Source organism: Desulfogranum japonicum DSM 18378 (assembly GCF_000429945.1).
Taxonomy (GTDB): domain Bacteria; phylum Desulfobacterota; class Desulfobulbia; order Desulfobulbales; family Desulfobulbaceae; genus Desulfogranum; species Desulfogranum japonicum.
On record NZ_AUCV01000056.1, the window covers coordinates 15913 to 35553 of the forward strand.

At 51.1% G+C, this 19641-nt stretch carries 9 protein-coding genes and 4 pseudogenes; 8 read left to right on the forward strand and 5 right to left on the reverse strand.

Annotation, left to right across the window (positions count from 1 at the left end):
• The first annotated feature begins 53 nt into the window (after positions 1–53).
• The 5 genes from G493_RS0119765 (at position 54) to G493_RS0119785 (ending at position 14182) form a co-directional block, all read left to right on the forward strand.
• Positions 54–1586 (forward strand): B12-binding domain-containing radical SAM protein, encoded by a 1533-nt coding sequence (locus G493_RS0119765; RefSeq protein WP_028581782.1) that lies wholly within the window; start codon positions 54–56, stop codon positions 1584–1586.
• Positions 1587–1672: 86 nt separating this feature from the next.
• A complete protein-coding gene (hflK, locus tag G493_RS30295) occupies positions 1673–2713 on the forward strand; it encodes an FtsH protease activity modulator HflK (protein WP_035275295.1) in 1041 nt (346 codons plus the stop codon).
• Positions 2710–3705, forward strand: a complete 996-nt coding sequence (hflC, locus tag G493_RS30300) for a protease modulator HflC (RefSeq protein WP_051309630.1) — start codon at positions 2710–2712, stop codon at positions 3703–3705. Before hflK ends, hflC begins: the two co-directional genes overlap by 4 nt.
• Positions 3706–3773: 68 nt before the next feature.
• On the forward strand, positions 3774–13013 hold the full coding sequence (locus tag G493_RS30305; protein WP_084813680.1) for a GH36-type glycosyl hydrolase domain-containing protein: 9240 nt from the start codon (positions 3774–3776) through the stop codon (positions 13011–13013).
• Positions 13014–13051: 38 nt separating this feature from the next.
• Positions 13052–14182, forward strand: a complete 1131-nt coding sequence (locus G493_RS0119785) for a GTP pyrophosphokinase (protein WP_028581783.1) — start codon at positions 13052–13054, stop codon at positions 14180–14182.
• Positions 14183–14562: 380 nt separating this feature from the next.
• Here G493_RS0119785 and G493_RS33105 read toward each other — a convergent pair whose 3' ends face one another.
• Complete coding sequence (locus G493_RS33105; RefSeq protein WP_084813681.1) at positions 14563–14934, reverse strand: transposase; 372 nt, start codon at positions 14932–14934, stop codon at positions 14563–14565.
• 511 nt (positions 14935–15445) lie between these two features.
• Here G493_RS33105 and G493_RS0119805 point away from each other — a divergent pair.
• The 3 genes and pseudogenes from G493_RS0119805 to G493_RS0119820 form a co-directional block, all read left to right on the forward strand.
• Positions 15446–15661 (forward strand): annotated as a pseudogene (locus G493_RS0119805) (IS5/IS1182 family transposase); the annotation flags it as partial.
• Positions 15662–15972: 311 nt separating this feature from the next.
• Positions 15973–16827: a formate/nitrite transporter family protein gene (locus G493_RS0119810; protein ID WP_035275300.1), complete on the forward strand. Its 855-nt coding sequence runs from the start codon at positions 15973–15975 to the stop codon at positions 16825–16827.
• 665 nt (positions 16828–17492) lie between these two features.
• On the forward strand, positions 17493–17780 hold the full coding sequence (locus tag G493_RS0119820) for a sll1863 family stress response protein (RefSeq protein ID WP_051309632.1): 288 nt from the start codon (positions 17493–17495) through the stop codon (positions 17778–17780).
• A gap of 32 nt (positions 17781–17812) precedes the next feature.
• Here the strand turns inward: G493_RS0119820 and G493_RS0119825 are convergent, their stop codons facing one another.
• The 4 genes and pseudogenes from G493_RS0119825 to G493_RS0119840 all read right to left on the reverse strand — a co-directional run.
• Positions 17813–18262 (reverse strand): hypothetical protein, encoded by a 450-nt coding sequence (locus G493_RS0119825; RefSeq protein ID WP_028581789.1) that lies wholly within the window; start codon positions 18260–18262, stop codon positions 17813–17815.
• Between the two features lie 18 nt (positions 18263–18280).
• Positions 18281–18867 (reverse strand): annotated as a pseudogene (locus tag G493_RS0119830) (hypothetical protein); the annotation flags it as partial.
• A gap of 196 nt (positions 18868–19063) precedes the next feature.
• Positions 19064–19215 (reverse strand): annotated as a pseudogene (locus G493_RS33110) (transposase); the annotation flags it as partial.
• 89 nt (positions 19216–19304) lie between these two features.
• A pseudogene (locus G493_RS0119840) lies at positions 19305–19641 on the reverse strand (ISNCY family transposase); the annotation flags it as partial.

Sequence of the window (19641 nt, forward strand, 5' to 3'; positions counted from 1 at the left end):
CTTTCCTTATAACTATTAAAGTAAATGCAGATAGCTTAAAAGGAACCATTATAATGAATATTCTTCTCGTATACCCCAAATTCCCTGAAACATTCTGGTCTTTTTCCTACGCCTTGAGTTTTATTGGCAGAAAGGCAGCCTTCCCGCCGCTAGGTCTGCTCACAATCGCATCCCTTTTACCTGAGGAATGGAATAAACGTCTGGTTGATCTGAATGTCGAGGAGCTTAAAAACGGTGACCTTCTCTGGGCCGATCTGGTTTTTCTCAGCAGCATGGCGGTTCAGCGAAAATCAGTGGTTCAGATCATTGAGAGATGTCAGGCTCTGCAAATCACGGTAGCTGCGGGTGGGCCGCTCTTCACCTCCGAGCCTGAGAAATTTCCTGAGGTCGATCATTTAATTCTTAATGAAGCCGAGCTGACGCTTCCTCTTTTCCTCGCTGATATACAGAAGGGGAAACCTGAGAAAATATATCACGTGGATGGGTTCTGTGATCTTGCGTCTACCCCGCCACCACAGTGGGATTTGATAGATGTGAAGCATTATGCTTCCATGAACATCCAATTTTCTAGAGGCTGCCCGTTTAACTGCGAGTTCTGCAATGTTACGACCTTCTTTGGCAGGCATCCAAGGCTGAAAACAACTGGCCAGATAATCACTGAACTAAACCGGATCTACGCTACTGGTTGGCGCAACGGTATTTTCTTTGTCGATGATAATTTTATCGGCAACAAAGAGTTTTTAAAAAATAGCCTGCTTCCAGCCATAATCGAATGGCGGCGCGATAAAAAAGGCTGCGTCTTTTTCACCGAGTCCTCGATCAATCTCGCCGACGACCCAAAACTTCTCGACATGATGGTAAAAGCCGGATTCGATTCCGTCTTTATCGGCATAGAATCTCCCGATGAGATGAGCCTTGCAGAATGCCACAAACACCAGAACAGAAACCGTGATCTCCTTGAAAGCGTTAAACGTATCCACCGCTCTGGCTTGCAGGTCATGGGCGGCTTTATAGTCGGTTTTGACTCTGACCTACCGTCAATCTTTCAGAAACAGGTTGATTTCATACAAAAAAGCGGAATTGCAATTGCCATGGTCGGCATGCTCCAGGCTCCGCCTGGCACACGGTTGTTCGAGAGGCTCAGCGGGGAAAACCGCATCGCCAGTTTTTTCTCGGGGGATAATGTCGACGGAACCACAAACATCATTCCCCGGATGGGCCTGGATACGCTTCTTAATGGCTACCAATCGATCATGAAAGACATCTACTCGCCGGCAAACTATTACCGTCGGGTCAGGACATTGCTCCGTGAACTCAAGACTCCGGTAGCAACAATGCCACTTAATCTTCAGCGATGCCTCTCCTTTTTTCGGGCAGCCATGCGCCTTGGCCTGCTTGGTAAAGAACGTTTCCATTACTGGCAGCTGATGTTCTGGACCCTGTTTCGCAGACCCGGACAGCTTGCCCTGGCAGTTACCCTGTCTATATACGGCCACCATTATCGGCGAATCTGCGAACTCTATATTTACAAAGAACAGGAAAATACCCTTCACGACCAAAATAGGAGTGTGACAATACAGAAATAACACGTTCGAGTGAGCAGATGATCTGGATCTAACACCCCGGTCAACAGCCTTACTACCCGGAATATATATGGCCAAAGGAGGTTGATATGGCTGACCATAAGGATCCGCTGGCACAAGCAGTGCAGAAAATCATGGAGATGATGGGGGAAAATCGTCCGAATTTTGGCGGTTTCAAGATCAAACAGGGATTAATGCTCGCAGGTGTTGCGGCGATAGCAGTCATACTCGGGACAGCCTGGTTTACCGTGCAGCCGGAAGAGACAGGCATCGTTCAACGATTTGGCAAGGCAATGAGAACCTCCGGCCCGGGCCTCCATTTCAAGCTGCCGTTTGGCATAGAAACGGTCCGCCTTCTCCCCACGGCACGGGTTCTCAAGGAGGAGTTCGGTTTCAGGACGATGTCGACCGTACCCGGTGAAAAAACACGCTATGCCCCCAGTGGTCCACACGAAGAAGAGTCATTGATGCTGACGGGTGATCTCAACGTCATTGATGTCCAGTGGATAATCCAGTACCGCATTGAAGATCCGATCCTCTTTCTTTTCAAAGTGCGAGATACCGAAAAGACTATCCGCGACACAACAGAGGCGGTAATGCGAAGGGCGGTCGGCAACCGCCTGGGCAGCGATGTCCTAACAACCGGCCGGGTTATTGTAGCAAGTGAAGCCAAGATTGAAATTCAGAAAATCCTGTCTGCGTATCAGACAGGAGTACGTCTGGTAACTGTTGAGCTTCAGGACGTCACTCCGCCGGACAGTGTCAAACCCGCTTTCAATGAGGTAAATGAGTCGCGTCAGGATAAAGAACGAACCATTAACCTCGCTCAGGAAAGGGCCAACCGCGAGATCCCCAAAGCACGTGGGGTGGCGACGCAGAGCATCAGTGAAGCCGAGGGTTACGCTCTCGAGAGAATCAACCGGGCTGAAGGCGAGGCGACTCGTTTTGCGGCAATACTCACGGAATACCAGAGTGCGCCACAGGTGACGCGCAGAAGGCTCTATCTGGAAGCCATGACCGATTTTCTTGCAGGAATGAAAGGACTCTATATCGTCGACAAGGATCAGAAAGCCATGGTCCCATGGCTTCCGCTGGAATCGTCCGAAGAAGCAGGAGGGAAACAGCCATGAAAATCACCATCAAAACTATCACAGCCGGATTACTGGTACTGCTCTTCATAGCTCTTTCAAACGCACTGTACACGCTTGAAGAAGGATTGCAGGCCATTGTCGTGCAGTTTGGCCGACCGGTGGGAAACTCAATCACCGAGGCTGGTCTACATATTAAAATACCGTTCATCCAGGAAGTGCGTCGGTTTGAGAAGCGTCTTCTGGTTTGGGACGGTGATCCGAACCAGATTCCCACCAAGGGTAGGGAGTTTATCTGGGTAGATACAACTGCGCGCTGGAGAATTGCGGATGCCAAGAAATTTCTCGAAAACGTTGCCAGTGAAGAAGGCGCTCAATCACGCCTTAACGACATTCTTGATTCCGTCGTTCGGGACCAGGTATCAAGCAGCGAACTGGTTGAACTTGTCCGCAGTGCCACCTGGGAGGTTCCCCAGGACAAGGTGCTCAAGGATATACCCAAGGAAAGAGAAGAGGAGTTGAAACGGGAAATTGCCCGGGGCAGAGAGGAAATCACCCGGACGATCCTGACCGAAGCGCAGAAGATCATTCCTCAATATGGTATCGAACTGGTCGATGTACGTATCAAGCGCCTCGACTACGTCGAGAGTGTCCGTGAAAAGGTATACGAGAGGATGATATCCGAGCGAAAAAGAATTGCCGCCCAGTTCCGCTCGGAAGGCGAGGGTCGCAGTGCTGAGATTCTTGGCGAGATGGAAAAAGAGCTACGCCGGATTCGCTCGGAAGCTTACAAAAGAGTACAGGAAATCCAGGGTAAGGCCGATGCCGGCGCCACCCGGATCTACGGTGTTTCCTACAATAAAAATCCGGAGTTCTATGCCTTCCTGCGTACTCTTGAAAGTTACAAGGATAAAACAAACGACAACTCGGTACTCATCCTGACAACGGAAAGCGACTTCTATCAGTATGTCAAGAAAGCGTTTCCCGGAAAACCACGTAGCCTCACAGTGGAACCCCAGCCAAGCGCACCATAAACTCATGTTGAAACTATCAGCAGCATGCTGTTTTCGGCGATATAGGAGAGAAACTGATACGAGGTACTATGATTCTCACAACACTGATCGGATACTACGCAAATAAGGATGAAGCTCGTCTTGCCTTCCAGGGGCTTGCGGCCAGGGGCCACCGTCGCATCGTTCTGCTGCATAAAGGCACTGATGGCAGGACTCGGCAGACGCGTCCTTCTTTTTTCCAGCGTACCCCTTCCCGCCTTTTCGTCGCACTGTTATGCGCCATAGTAACGGCTGCTGTTCCCAATGTTTTTCTTTGGTTCAAACCGGATGCGGCAGAAACGTTCCATGGGCTACCGTTTTACCTGAGCGCCTGCACCTTTCTTCTGCTCACCGGTGTCATCTGGCTGCAGAGCCGGAAAGGCGGAATCGATGCTGGCATCGTGGCTGAGCATCAGGACTGGCTCATACGGGGGGAATCGGTCCTGATACTTCAGGCACCCGTAGAATCGTTACATTCTTCAGTGGCTTTCCTGCGTCGGAAAAGCGATATCCCCCCTTCCCTCTTCATACTCCACCCAAGACATGAAAGGCGTGCTACAACGCGCAAAACAGGGGCCCTCTCCGCACCCACACAGATCGTCGAGCATGCTTTCAACTACGCCAGCAAACAAAGAATCGACTCACGACTGCACTGTGGGGCTGAACTCATTACCCGGCTGAGAAAGTCAAATAAATGGGTAAAAGCCGCCTGCGCTGATCTGGCGGCGGCAAGACGGCTGGAGCAGAAAGCCACCTTGGCGGCCGACTGGATTCTCGACAATGAATACATACTCGAGCGAAACGCACGCGATGTCCTGCGCAACCTGCCTCTGCGATATTTTCGCCAGCTACCCGTGCTGGCCTCTGATCCGTACAGGGGAATGCCCTATATTTACGGACTGGCCAAAGATCTGGTTTCCCATACCGAGCTATATCTCGACAGGGAAAACATTCTGGCGTTCATCCGAGCCTATCAGACTGACCATGCACTGACTATTGGAGAGTTATGGGCCGTTCCGCAAATGCTGCGTATCGCCCTGATCGAGAGCATCCAGAATATGGTGATCGTCGCCATGGAGGACCTGCGCCAGCGTCAACTGGCTGACTTCTGGGCCAACCGGTTATTTGCGGCCAACCAACAGGACGCCAACACACTCTTTTCAGTTCTGGCGGAGCTTTCGAGGAAGGAAGCGGTCCCCACTCCCTATTTCAGCATTCAGCTGGCCGGCCTTCTCTACAACGACCCCTCTGCCCTGTCGCCGGTTCAGGATTGGCTTGAGCGGGTTCATAAAAAGCCGCTGCACGATCTCACACTCCAGGAACAGAAACGACAGACACGCGAGCAGCTGTCCTGCGGCAATGCCTTCACCAGCCTGCGCCAGCTGACGCTACTTGACTGGCGCGAGATGTTCGAGCTGCTCAGCAAGGTGGAGCTAATTCTGTGCACAGATCCTTCCGGAACCTATAGCATGATGGACTTTACAACCCGCGACCGCTGCCGCCAGGCAATTGAGAAATTGGCCAAAAATTCAGCACAGTCCGAGGAGCAGATTGCCAGCCGTGTCACAGGCCTGGCTGCGCAGTCGGCAGAGCAGTCTTCAGACGAACTGCGAGGCCATGTTAGTTTCTGGCTGATCGGTGCAGGCAGAGATGAGCTTGCCAGCCTGCTCTCCTGCAGGGATTCTCTGCGTCACCGGATACTCTCATGGATATATAACCATCACTCTCCGGGGTATCTGCTGACGATAACGGCAAGTCTCATTCTGTTTACAGGATTCATCGTCGATTCTGCTCTTCCCTACGAACTCTTTTCACCCCGGTTTGTGAGCAGTGGAACTGGCATCCTGTTCGTCCTGCTGGCAACGATTACTGCAAGCCAGTTGGCTATCGAGATCGTCAACTATCTCATCACCAGGTTCCTGCCCCCCCGTTACCTGCCGAAAATGGATTTTCAGCAATCGGGTATTCCGGATGAGTTTCGGACCCTGGTGGTTGTCCCGGTCATGCTAGTCGATGAGAAATCGATCGATGGTGAAATCGAAAAGCTCGAAATCCGCTATCTGGCCAACAGGGAAAATAATCTGTCGTTCAGTCTGTTTACCGATTATACTGATTCGGAAACTCCCGGCCGAGACAACGACGCACCACTCCTGCAAAGGGCCGTTGCAGCAATCGAAGCGCTGAACAATCGTCACGACGACACCACCTTTTTTCTCTTCCACCGCGATCGTCTGTGGAGTGAATCCGAACAGAAATATATCGGCTGGGAGAGAAAACGAGGAAAACTCGAGGAACTCAACAGCCTCATCGACGGTACACGCAACGAAAGCGCGCCCCCACTGGTCCATGTGGGAGACCCGATGCAGCTGGCCGACATCCGCTTTATCATTACCCTGGACAGCGACACCCGTCTGCCTCACTCAACCGCCAGGAGAATGGTTGAAACCCTCGCCCATCCTCACAACCGGCCTCGCTTCGATACGACAGGAGCCGTCAGGGAAGGCTCCTATACCATCATCCAGCCGCGGGTGAGCCCCACCCTTGAAAGCACAAACCGATCACTGTTCAGCAGGTTGTTCAGCGATCCTGTGGGCATAGATCCCTATTCAACTGCTATTGCCGACATCTACCAGGACCTGAGCGGCGAAGGTAACTACCACGGCAAGGGAATATACGATGTCCGTTCTTTCAACCGCCTACTTTCCGGCCGTTTTCCGGCGGAGCGGATCCTCAGCCATGACCTCATCGAAGGGGCCTACGTCCGGGTAGGACTGGCCACTGACATCGAACTCTTTGATGATTTTCCCTCTAATTATCAGGCATATAGCAACCGGGCCCATCGCTGGGTTCGGGGTGACTGGCAGATCGCCAGCTGGATATTCAGCCATGTTCCGGGACCAGCGGGGACGAATCGCAAGAATCCGCTTTCAGCGTTCAATCGCTGGAAGATTCTCGACAATTTGCGGCGCAGCCTGGTTCCTGCGGCAACAGTTGGCCTGCTTGCCGTCTCCTGGTTCATCTCCTCAAAAGCGGCCGGCATCGCCACCATGGTAGTACTGCTGCTACTTCTTTTTCAGCCGATATCACACTATTTCACCATGGTGACCAGCGGCAAAAGCCTGCGACACGTTTCCCCCGCGAAATTGCTTCACAAGCTACTCCAGGCTGCAGCAGCCGCAATCCTGCTGCCGAGCCAGGCTGCCGTCCTTCAGGATGCTGCATTTCGGGCCCTCTACCGCTTTCTGGTCTCCAAGCGTAACCTGCTCGAATGGAAAAGCGGAGACACCGGCATCTCCGCATCTTGGTGGAAATCGTTCCATGCTCTCACCTGCGTTTTTGGCAGCATCGCAAGTGTCGTTGTGGGCATCGCCGTCTGGCAGGTCCGCCCCGCAACTCTGGTTTGGGCGATTCCCTGGCTGACGGTGTGGTTCTGCGCACCTCTACTAGGTTTGTACCTCAACCGGGAAGAGACCAATCGGCAGAAGAAGCCGTTGACCGATGCAGACAATCATTTCCTCAGACTGGTATCCAGGCGCACCTGGCGTTATTTCGCCACCTTTGTAGGTGAAAAGACCAACTGGCTGCCTCCGGATAATTACCAGGTTGCCCACCAGGACAGTCTTGCCATGCGGACCAGTCCGACCAATATCGGCCTGTGGATGACAAGTGCCCTGGGCGCCTATGATTCAGGCTACCTCACCATCAACCAGGTTCTCGACAGCCTCTCCAGCACCATGGAAACCATCGACAGGCTGCAGCAGTATCGGGGCCATTTGCTCAACTGGTACGATATCGACACCCTTACACCGCTTGAGCCACGGTATGTTTCCACCGTTGACAGCGGCAACATGCTCGGCTGCCTCTGGACCCTCGAACAGGGACTTGACGAAATGACCCAATCGCTCCTTCTCGGTGCGAACACCCTCTCCGGCTGGACCGATACGATTGAACTCCTCGAGGAGGAACCGGCAGCGGCTCGCCTCTATGGCGACTTGAAGCGTCTGCTGGCTGAGCATGTCGGCAGACGGCCAGCACTCCCTGCCGAAGTATCTGGTCTTATCCGTCTGCAACGATTGCTTGAGAATCGTATCGACTCTGCATCTGGAACCTTCATACCGGACGGCTTGGTGGAAGAACAGCGCCAGCAAATGGCGGCCTGGACGCTCAACCGAAAGCGCTATCTGACCTGGATTGAAATTCTCGCAGAACAATCGGAAGAAGAACTCGCCCTCCTGGGCCCAGGGTTTCTCACAGCGTTGCGTCATGATCTGCAGCATGCGCCGTCACTGGACGCCCTTGCCCATGGCCGGGTCGAGACGATGACCCTGCTTGAAAAACTGGACGCAGCATCGACTGATATTCCACCCGCGCTCCAGGCATGGCGGGACCGTGCCACGGAGGAATTCGCCAAGGCACAATGGCTGGCCGGAGAAACCCTGAGCCAGCTGCGAAGCCTTGCAGCCAGCATCGGCAGACTGTCGGCAGGGATGAAAATGGATTTCCTCTACGACAGAGCACGTAAACTGTTCGCCATCGGTTACAACGTCTCTACCAGCTGCCTTGATACTTCGCGGTACGACCTGCTTGCCAGCGAAGCCCGTTTCGGCAGTTTTATCGCCATTGCCCAGGGCGATGTCCCTCTCGAGCACTGGTTCGCCATGGGCCGTCTCTATGGCGCCCACGGCTTGAAAAGGGTGCTGCTCAGCTGGACGGGCACCATGTTCGAGTATCTGATGCCGCACCTGTTCCAACGTTCCTACCCCCATTCGCTCCTCGACAAGGCCGCCTGCGAGGCCGTCTCCATTCAAATCGGCTACGGCAGAAAAAACAACATTCCCTGGGGTATTTCCGAATCGGCCTATGCCAATCTTGACCTGAATAAAACCTACCAGTACAAAGCGTTCGGCGTGCCCCACCTGAGTCTCAAAGGCGGCTCCGAGGATCAACTGGTCGTGTCGCCCTATGCAGCCCTGCTGGCGCTGAGCATCTCACCTCGAGAGACGGTAAAAAACATAAAAATGATGGCGGAACTGGGCATATTCGGTGCCTACGGTTTCTTCGAATCCATGGATTTCAGCCGCCAGGCCCAGCGCCACGGCAGGCGCGGCATAGTTGTCGAGGCCTATATGGCCCATCATCAGGGCATGGCTTTTGTGGCTTTGGTCAACTTTCTTCACGGACAGCCTTTTTGCCGCCGCTTTCATCGTGATTCACGGGTGCGTGCATTTGAACCGCTGCTTCAGGAACGTATTCCCTCGCATCCACCGCTGCACCTGATCCGCACCAACCACAGAGAGCAGGCAATGCTGGGCGAGGACGCCAGTTCAGCCAAGGCCAGCATCTTCACATCGTCCCACGTCCTCTCCCCAAGGAGTCTGCTCCTCAGCAATGGCGAGTTTTCCTTAATGGTTACCAACAATGGCGGCGGATACAGCCAGTGGAAGGAGTTCGAGCTTAGCCGCTGGCGATCCGATCAGACCTGTGACACCATGGGAACGTTCTGCTATTTTTACGAGCCCCAAGGCGATCATCTCTGGTCCGCCTCCTATCAGCCGGTAGGCACTGATGCCGAGGACTGTTCAGCCGAGTTCACCCTCGACCGTGCTGTCTTCAGGCGTGACCATGAGGATATGCACAGCGAAATGGAGGTGATCGTATCACTGGAAGACAATGTCGAGATACGCCGCATCACCCTCATCAACCGCTCTTCGCGCGAGCGCACCCTTGACATGACCAGCTACGCGGAGCTCTCCATGGCGCCGCACAATGCCGACCGTCAGCATCCTGCCTTCAACAAGCTGTTCATCCAGACGGAGGCTCTTGAAAAGGAGCAGATCCTTCTTGCCAAAAGACGCCTGCGCAGCACCACCGATGCGCCCCTGGTGGTCGCCCATCGCTTCCTGGAGGAAGACGGTGGAGATGGTTCTCCCGCTTCCCAGGGCTGGCAGTTCGAAACCGACCGGAGCAGGTTTATCGGCCGCGGCCACACCCCTGCCGACCCAATGGGGGCGAGACAGGATCTGGGCAGCAGCGAGGGTTTTGTTCTTGACCCTGTATTATGCATCAAACAACGCCTCATCCTGAAACCCGGTCAGCGCGTCCGGATCGTGCTGTTGTACGCTGCCGGGGAAACCAGGGAAGAGGTGTTGCTGCTCATGGACAAGTACAGCCTCAGCCACGCCGTTGAGCGGGCAATGGATTTTGCCTGGCGATCAGCCCAGCTGCAGCTGCAGGTCTTGCAGATCCAACCGGATGAGGCACGCAGATTCCAGCAACTTGCGAGCCACCTGCTGTTTCCCAATCGACTGCTCCGCGCTCCGGCAAGGATTCTGCAGAAAAACCGCAAGGGCCAGTCCGGTCTATGGCCCTACGGTATTTCCGGAGATCTGCCGCTTGCCCTTGTTGTTATCGGCGAGGTTCGCGACCTCAGCCTGGTCCGCCAGATGCTTCAGGCCCATACCTATTGGCGGATGCAGGGTTTATCCACCGATCTGCTCATCCTCAATGAGGAGCCTGCCGGATACAGACGGCCGCTCCAGGAGCGACTGGAACAGATGATCCAGGTGTATGCCCCCGAGGCGGCCTCTGAACGTAAGGGCAGCGTCTACCTCCTCCAGTCTGGACAAATTCCGGAAGAGGACCTGGTACTGCTCAACGCTGCGGCCGCCGTGGTGCTGGTTGCAAACCGCGGCACTCTGCCGCAACAATTGGCCAGAGCCGTCGAAGTTGTCGAACTCGCAGAAAAAATCGAGAGCAAGTCCCTGCCGCGGGAGGTTTCCGCAGCACTGCCATTCATGGAACTTCATTATTTCAACAGTCTCGGCGGATTTACCCAGGATGGCTCGGAGTACGCTATTTACCTTGGCCCGGACATCAATACCCCGGCCCCGTGGGTGAACGTCATGTCCAATGCCAATTTCGGCACCCTGGTCAGTGAGAGTGGTGCGGGTTTCACCTGGTTTGGCAACAGCCAGCGCAATCGCCTGACCAACTGGTCCAATGACCCGGTTCTCGACCCTGCAAGCGAAGCACTCTATATCCGGGACGAGGAAACAGGCGAATTCTGGTCGCCGACCGCCGCCCCGATCCGCGAGCAAAATGCCTATCGGGCACGACACGGAGCAGGCTACACCGTTTTCGAACACAACAGCCACGGCATTGAGCAGGAACTGAGAGTTTTCGTTCCGGTCGATGATGACGACGGGCTGCCAGTCAAACTCCAAAGCCTTCGCCTCATCAACAGCTCACCCAGGTTACGCAGGCTGTCGCTCACCTACTATGTGGAGCTGACACTTGGCGAAAACCGTGAATCATCGCAGATGCACATCACCACCAATTGGGACGAAAACAGCCATTCCATCATGGCGAGAAACTATTATCATCCCGATTACCCAGACCGGATAACCTTTGTCTCTCTTTCCCCGCAGGCAGAAAGCCATAGCTGCGACCGCACTGCATTCACTGGTCGGAACTGTTCAGTTGCCGCACCCGCTGCCATGGAGTCTGTCGAGCTCTCAGGACAGAGCGGGGCCGGACTGGACCCCTGCGCGGCACTACGGGTGACGGTAGAGCTTGAGCCAGGCGAGGCAAAGCACATAACAACCATGCTCGGTCAATCAGGTTCGGTGGAGGAGACAAATGAGCTGATTCTGCGTTTCCAGAGCATGACAGCTGTGACGGAAGCTCTAGAAAAAACCGTATCCTGGTGGAATGCGCTCCTGGGAACAATCGAAGTGCACACCCCTGAACTGTCGGTAAACCTTCTGGTAAACCGCTGGCTCCAGTATCAGAGTTTAAGCTGCCGCATCTGGGGCCGCTCCGGCTTTTACCAGTCAGGCGGTGCTTTCGGTTTTCGCGACCAGCTCCAGGATGTAATGGCCTTTCTCCATGTACGGCCGGAAATTGCCCGCCAGCAGATACTCCTTGCAGCCCGACACCAGTTCAAGGAAGGAGATGTACAGCACTGGTGGCATGAACCTTCCGGGGCCGGGATCCGTTCGCGTATTTCCGACGATCTCCTCTGGCTTCCCCATGTCGTTTCCCGCTATGTTGCAACAACAGGAGACCGCGACATCCTCGCGGTTGAAATACCCTTTCTTGAAAGCCCGGAGCTTGCCGCTGACGAACATGAAATCTTCTTGACCCCGACGGTTTCTCTGGAAAGGGCTTCGCTCTTCGAGCACTGCAGGCGGGCGGTTGAGCACGGCCTCACCCAAGGCCCCATCAACGGCCTGCCGTTAATGGGCACCGGCGACTGGAACGACGGCATGAATCTGGTTGGTGCCGGCGGCAAGGGTGAAAGCGTCTGGCTGGCCTGGTTCCTCTGCGATGTGCTGATGGGGATGTCGGAATTGGCGGAGCTTGTAGAAATGGAGGATTTACGTCAGGACTATCTGGAGAAAAGAGAAGAGCTTATCCGGCAAATCGAGAAAAAAGGGTGGGACGGCAACTGGTACCTGCGGGCTACCTTCGACGATGGCAGCCCGCTGGGCTCCCACCTCAACCGGGAGGCCAGGATAGACTCCCTGTCGCAGTCATGGGCCTGGCTCTCCGGGGCTGCAGGCCCGGAACGCGCCGAAGTGGCCCTGGAATCCGCCTGGGAGCACCTGGTTCGGCAGGATGACCGAGTCGCACTGCTATTTACTCCCCCGTTCGACAGCGCCGAGCCGACTCCTGGATATATCAGGGGCTACCCCCCCGGAGTGCGGGAAAACGGCGGTCAATACACCCATGCCGCTCTCTGGATGGCAATGGCATTGGCCCGTCAGGGCAATGGCCAGCGAGCGGTGGAGCTACTGCGCCTTCTCAACCCTATAGAGCATACCCGTGACACGAGTGGCGTCTGGCGCTATGACGTCGAACCGTATGTCGTCGCAGCCGACGTATACTGGTTGCCGGGGAAAATTGGTCAAGGCGGTTGGACCTGGTATACCGGATCTGCGGCCTGGATGTACCGCGCCTGGGTGGAAGAGGTTCTCGGCCTGCAGATAAGAGATAACCGGATGACACTCCGTCCCGTCTTTCCCGACAACTGGCAGGGATTCATGCTCCGCTATCGATACGGGGAATCTGTGTATGAGATCAACGTGGAAAACCCGCATGCATGCGGCTGCGGGGTTGCGTCAGTGACTCTTGATGGCAAGCCCCAAAATGATGGATTCATTCTTCTTGAGAAGCATGCCTGCAAACACCATGTCCTTATCACCATGGGTTCCCCTCAACAATGGAACGAGGAAGTCGACCGCCATCACCGGAGTGCCTTGCCGGAAAGCCACTGTGAGACAAGATAACAGGATGATGTTCGACCCGGAATAAAGAAATATAAACTATGAGAAAACGAGAAAAAGAAGCGCTGCTCATTGCCTTTTTAAAGGAAAAAATCAAGTATGAAAAGCTTGGTGATTACATTCTCCACTTGATACAGGATGACCCTTCCGCACCAAAAAATAATTTTCATACAATCACATATCGAATCAAGGAAAAACAAAGATTTATTCAAAAAATAGAACAAGAAAACAAAAAACTCACTCACGGTGAACCACCGATTACAGTGAAAAACTTCAAGGAACGCATGGGAGACCTCCTGGGAATTCGCCTTATATGTTTACGACTTGATGATATCAAGATACTTGAGGCATATTTTCATTATTTAGCTGAAGAGGACATTTTCAGGTTCATTAAACAACCCAAGCAGAAGAGATCCTTTATTCTTCCGGTGGATCCAGGCGAAGAGAACGGCTGTCATGATCTGCGCTATGGCGGGTATTCCTCTATTCATTACCAGATTGCATTAAGCGAGAGTCTCGCTGTACCTGATGAGATCAAGGGGCTCCAGGTTGAACTGCAATTGCGGACAATCCTTGAGGAAGCCTGGGGTGAGATTGATCATAAATACAGATACGCTCATACTCGAAGTGGAACAGCGCTTCCTGAATTCATACATTCCGGTTTCTATAATTTAAGCGCTTATCTTCAGGCCGCAGCAATGCAGGCGGAGTATTTATGCAGACAGGTGGAAATGTACTCTTCCGACAACAGGGAAACACATAGAGATCCAGATTTTTTACCTTTTCCTGGTGCTGACAAACACAAACAAGATGTTGCGAAAAGCCTTTCTGCCTCGCTACCAATAGTGCAGCAAAACCTGGCAGACATTTTTGGGTTCAAATTACAAGAAAGAACACTGACATATATCCTCAAACGATTTCAGGAAGCCGGAGTACAAGGGCAGCATAAAAAAACCATGGACAAAATCCTTCACCACAAGCGAGTAGAACAGTTCAAAACTGTCTTTCATGAAATACTCACACACAAACCGTTTGAAGATAAAAACAAAAGGAATATAGATGTCATCAATGCTGTAAATTTTGCATTATTCCATGAAACACAGGGGCCACGGTTGGCAATCGAGGGTCTACGGTCGATCCTTAAACACAGGAAAGAACGGTCCGGCTGGTGAACCAATTCATAGTCCTCCATAAACCAGATATCAGGAATAGACAACAATGCAGAGTAGAGTAACAATTCATCAATGGAGAGACTGGATTCTTGAGCATATCGGTGGCAATGCCTACGGACTGACAAGCAAAGGCAACAAATCAGTTACGTGTTTTTTTGTAAACCCAGACAACGCGCACAGGACACTTCAGGCTTTTTACATGACGAGGCGTGAATACGTCTGAACCTCTCTTGTCTGTCCGTAAAGAAAAACTGTATAACTCGTTGCAATGTCGCGCCATCTCGCTGCACAATCATCAGCACTGCCGAGACGGTTACCATAGATTCTGGAACGACCTCTTCCTTTTTTACCTGTTACAACAGGTGCAAAATCCAACAGCGCTATATTCGAGACAGTAAATGATACTTGCCGTCAGCCCCTTGTTTCAAAGGTGCCCAGAGGCCATTATTGCCAAACCAGCTATCAGTGACTACCAGTACAGTTTTTTGATAATAAGCCTGCACATCTTTTATCATATCGGCAGCTTGTTCCATTTTGCTTTTAAAGGATACGGCCTTTCCTTTGCGTTTCACATTGACGGATTTTGCCAAGATATCCTTCTTCATGATATAAAATCGGAAATCAAGCGGTAGGCACGCCCAGCGTGACTGCACCTTCTTCAGCAAACCAATGGCAACGATACACTGTGACCAAGGATAGGCCGTTTGATTACCTTTCGAGGCATGGTTATGAAAATTGCCACAAGCGAAGATTTTTTGTCCGCTCTTGGGGGGTTATAGAATCATTCAACACCACAATGATTTCCAAGGTAATGTTGGGCTCGCCATGAAGGCATAAAACCGTTGACTCTGTATGTCCAAACCAATCAAAGTCTGCAATGCACGTAGCAAATTGGAGGTGATTGAGGAGGTGAATGGTATCACTACCGCCAGCAATGTATATGCAAACCAAACCTTTCTCTTTTGCCCCTGCTTGGTGTTTGAAAATTGTGCTTGCAGAGGAGAAAGTAAATCCTTTAATATGAACATGGTGAGTTGCTCCTTTTGGTATATTTTCAGTTACTTAGAACTAATTGAACTATACTATAGTTGCACTCACCATTCACCACTTATCCTGTTGATATTGCGCAATATATTTACATTTCCGACTCAAGGTTGGCATAGAAAATGACCATGTTTTTACAGCTGTTCTCATTCAGGAACTCTTCCCATATTTACTACCCAGCTTTTAACCTTGCTGCACAATTTTCAGGAAACTTCAGTAAAGCAAGGAATGGAAGCAGTTATTCCACCAAAGAAAAATCGTAAAGAACAGCGTGAATACGATAAAAACATGTATGGATTGAGGCATTTGGTGGAAAATGCGTTTTTACATCTTAAACGTTGGAGGGGGATTGTCACACGCTATGCAAAACACACAGCTTCCTTTCTTGCAGCCGTACAGATCCGATGTATTGATTTGTGGGGCAAACTTACTTGACGGCACTATCTAGGTTTGTCGAGAAAAATATTCAGATGGCTTATCACCGTCATCGGCAATGTTAAACATTGATCCGGGGTGTCCAACAACCGGGAAAAAGGAAATTATCGTCTTTCCAGAAGGATTTGCAACCTCTAGAATCCCAGGATATTGTCCCTTTTATAAGAAATTGAAGTACATAACAACCACCCAGACAGCAGCACTAAATATTTTGACATTGACGGCACGACTTTCGATATTCATGAAATGAAGAAGGTAGGAATTGAACCACGAGAATTCCCAACCAAAAACCTCAGCCCGCCATTTCAGAAATGACAAAAAACGAACAATCCCGAAAGCAAGATAGTATTGATTCCGATTTGGAGCATCCCAAAACATCAAAAAAAGATTCTCCCAAATCGCATGGAGAGATTCTCAAACAGCAAATTGTCGATGGCCAGGTAACGTTCGATAGAAATCCAAGCAGTATTTTACTGAGTTCTCTGACAGCCGGCATGGAAATCGGATTTACCTATCTATCGATATGCACATTACATGGCAGTTTGTTTGGCAGAGTTGACGAGATGACAATATTTAAACTGATGGCACTTGTCTACCCGGTCGGGTTTATAATGGTTGTCATGGGGCAGTCCATACTGTTTACTGAACAAACCTCCTTACTGACCCTGCCGGTACTTCACAACAAGCGAAGCATTCGCAGTTTGCTCAAACTCTGGGGCCTGGTCATCGTGGGGAATTTGGCAGGTGGATGCATAATGGCGGTTGTCCTGATATGGATTGGGCCAAAATTGGAAGTTGTCGAGCCACACAGCATTGAAGCAATAGCGGTCCACATAACCAAATACGATAACTGGGTAATTTTTGTGAGCGCCATACTCGCCGGTTGGCTGATGGGATTATTATCCTGGCTGGTTACCGCCTCAAAAGATACTGTGAGCAGGATTATCATTATCTATATGATTACGGCAGTACTTGCTTTTGCAGGACTACATCATAGCATTGTCGGAAACGTGGAGGTTTTCGCAGGACTACTCATTTCAACGGAAATAACATTGCTTTCATACATATCCTTTGAAAGCATCTCACTTATAGGAAATGCACTCGGGGGTGCCGTATTTGTCGCTTTGCTGAAATACAGGGCATTTGTCTATAACGTTGAAAATTAAAATATATAGCCTGAATCAGTGAAAGCTTAAGGGGCAGAACCGCCCGAGCACGATTGACTAAAAAAAGATCAGCTGACGACGCATCGTCCTGCCCCATCCAGATCTCATAAAGATGGTTCCAGCCTGTTTCGATTGCTACTCTCCAGTATTTCCCAGGTCCTTTTGGAAAGTATCCGTCGTCTCTTTCGCAAAAAAGAAGCGCTTCCTTCATTCAATTTTCAGAGGAAAATCATATAAAAAAGCTACTGGATACCCCTTCTCCGCCTCCGCAAAGGTTAGACGAAATATTTCAGCTGAGATCATTTTTTCCATTCATACGACAACGATCTGGATGAAATATATCGAGAGGAGAACGTTCTTGTCACCATTGGCACCATACTTATAGTATTTATATAAAGATTTTTGTGATTCCAGGCATCTATTCTACAAACAATTTTTTTCTTTGTAAGACCGTTGGATAAGCAAGATAGTTTTCCTTCTTTCTTTTTCAAAGGTCTCAGATCTAATTAGATCCCTTAACTGCTTGGCGGTCACATTCCGACAGAATGATGAGTGATAAAAAAAACAAGTTCAAGATAAGCAATGGACGAATACCGTCCTGGAAAACATTTCAACCCGTAGTGCTGGTGTGAAGACCAGCATCCCTATTATCAATGGAGAATGTCATGAGTGATAAAAATACCTACATACAAAAGACGAAAGCGAAACTTGACGAGTGGAATGCTGATATTGCCAAACTTGAAGCCAAGGCAGATGGTGCCGAGGCTGATATGAAAATCAAGTACAGTGAGGAGATTGACACACTGAAAAAGCAGCGGCAAGAGACCGCAGCCAAACTTGAGGAATTAGAGAAAGCAAGCGATGATGCCTGGAAAGATATCAAGGCTGGTTTCGAAAATGCCTGGGACTCGCTTGGTATGGCGATGAAATCGGCTTTATCCAGATTCAAGTAAATCTTTTGCAATCGAGATATCTCCGCCAAACACTATGCCAAGGCGCTTTCATCTCCGCTGTCCTGCGTGAACAGGCACGATAAGCCAGTGGCATCCCTAAGGCTCCAGAGAAACTCGGCATCAAGTTCATTTGGCAGTGGAGATATGTTCAGATCTGCTTCCGGAGCCGTGCTGGCGTAGCGGCCGAAATCACCATCGGCAATATGTGAGGAGGTATCGGCGGGCAGCCTGACAAGCTCAACCAGGCGAGAGAAAGATTTTCTCGCCTTTTCTTTATCCTCCTCGTGCTCGACCGCAGCGATGACTCTCATGCTGCCGTTCCATGAGTCCATCAGGCGATAGGAGAGCAGGATCGCCAGATCGAGATTGAAAAATTCCATTTCCATTTTCCAATCAGGCCCCTGGTCGAGAATCCATAGATTGACCCGCTTGTGCCTGCCGAGTCCGGCAGTCACGCGTCTGACAAAGAGGACGGCGCCCATTCGGTGCCTGGCTGCCTCTTTGATTGGATCCTCAAGCGATGTGTGAGTATCGGAATCGTTCGAGAGTTCAAGAAACGGGAAATTAGGACGGAAGAAGGCGCCTGCATACCCATACGCACGTCATCAAGAAAAAGTTCCCCTTCCATGACGGTGGAGGAGCTGTCCCCCCTCGCGCATGAAAGCATGCTGGTATCGACCTGACATGCCTGCAGTTCATCGATTTTTCCTGGAAAGGCGATGCCCAGCAACTTGATCGATCCCATGGGGTAGGCAACATGCTGGACCAGCTCAAAGCTTCCCCTGATTCTGGAAGGATCTTCCACGGGCAGCAGGATATTGGGTTTCCAGACGTGTTCGGCCCTGCCCTGAACGAATTTCACCTGTTTGGCGGCCCATTCGGCCAGTGCGGTGAACAGGCCACTTTCTCCCTGCAGTAAAGATTGACTGGACGCTGCACTTCTCGCCAGTAGCAGCTGTTTCCATGCCATTTCAGGTCGGAACGTGGTGACAGTCCGGAAGTGTTTAGCAGGCCGACAATAATCTCTCGGTATCAGTATATAGTGACTGAACGCCCCCCTTTCAGCCCATTTAATTACGGGAATCATTCCCACATGATATTGTTTCAACACTCTGATGGTCTCCGCAATGTTTGCTGGGGTTTAAATTTACCATAATCAGCAAATTTTAAACGGATCTCTCCCGCTCTCATGAAGTAATCTTGCAAAACTAAACAACCACCGACTAGAAGTCGGTGGGTTTGAATTCGCGGACTGAAAATCCTACGACACCGGCAAAGCCGGTTTATTCGATATCAAATTTATCATTGGGATCCTTTTCAAAATGATGTGCCAAGTACTCCTGAATCTTCTCTTTGGTGAGTGCCCCTGACGTTACAAAAAAATAGCCTCGTGCCAAAAATGACGTCCCCAGTATCGCTTCTTCACATGCGGAAACCGTGAACGCTAAGATTTTTTGACCCACTTGTGCTAAGACAAACTGACCCACCCGGTTGGAGCGCGCCAACGATGGTTATTCGATGGAAAGAGTGAAATCCCTTATCAAAACTGCAACTATTAAGACAGGGGAAGTTTTTCTTGGCTTCTGCAATCATGGGGACTGCAACCTGATCATCAGTCTCATGTTCCATCACTCGATGATGAAGAAGAAAGCCATATTGATCTTCAAGTACACATACTCTGAGCCCTAATTCAACCGGTACTCCTGCTTTTCCTTTGTTGATCCACTCAGTGTGTTCCTCGAAAAGGGAGAACACTTTTTCCGAGTGTGGTATATCTTCACCATCAATGACTCGACGATGTATTTGGTCGATTTGCCTTTCTGCGTGTTTTAAAAATGAATCAATCAAACAGGCAATTGCT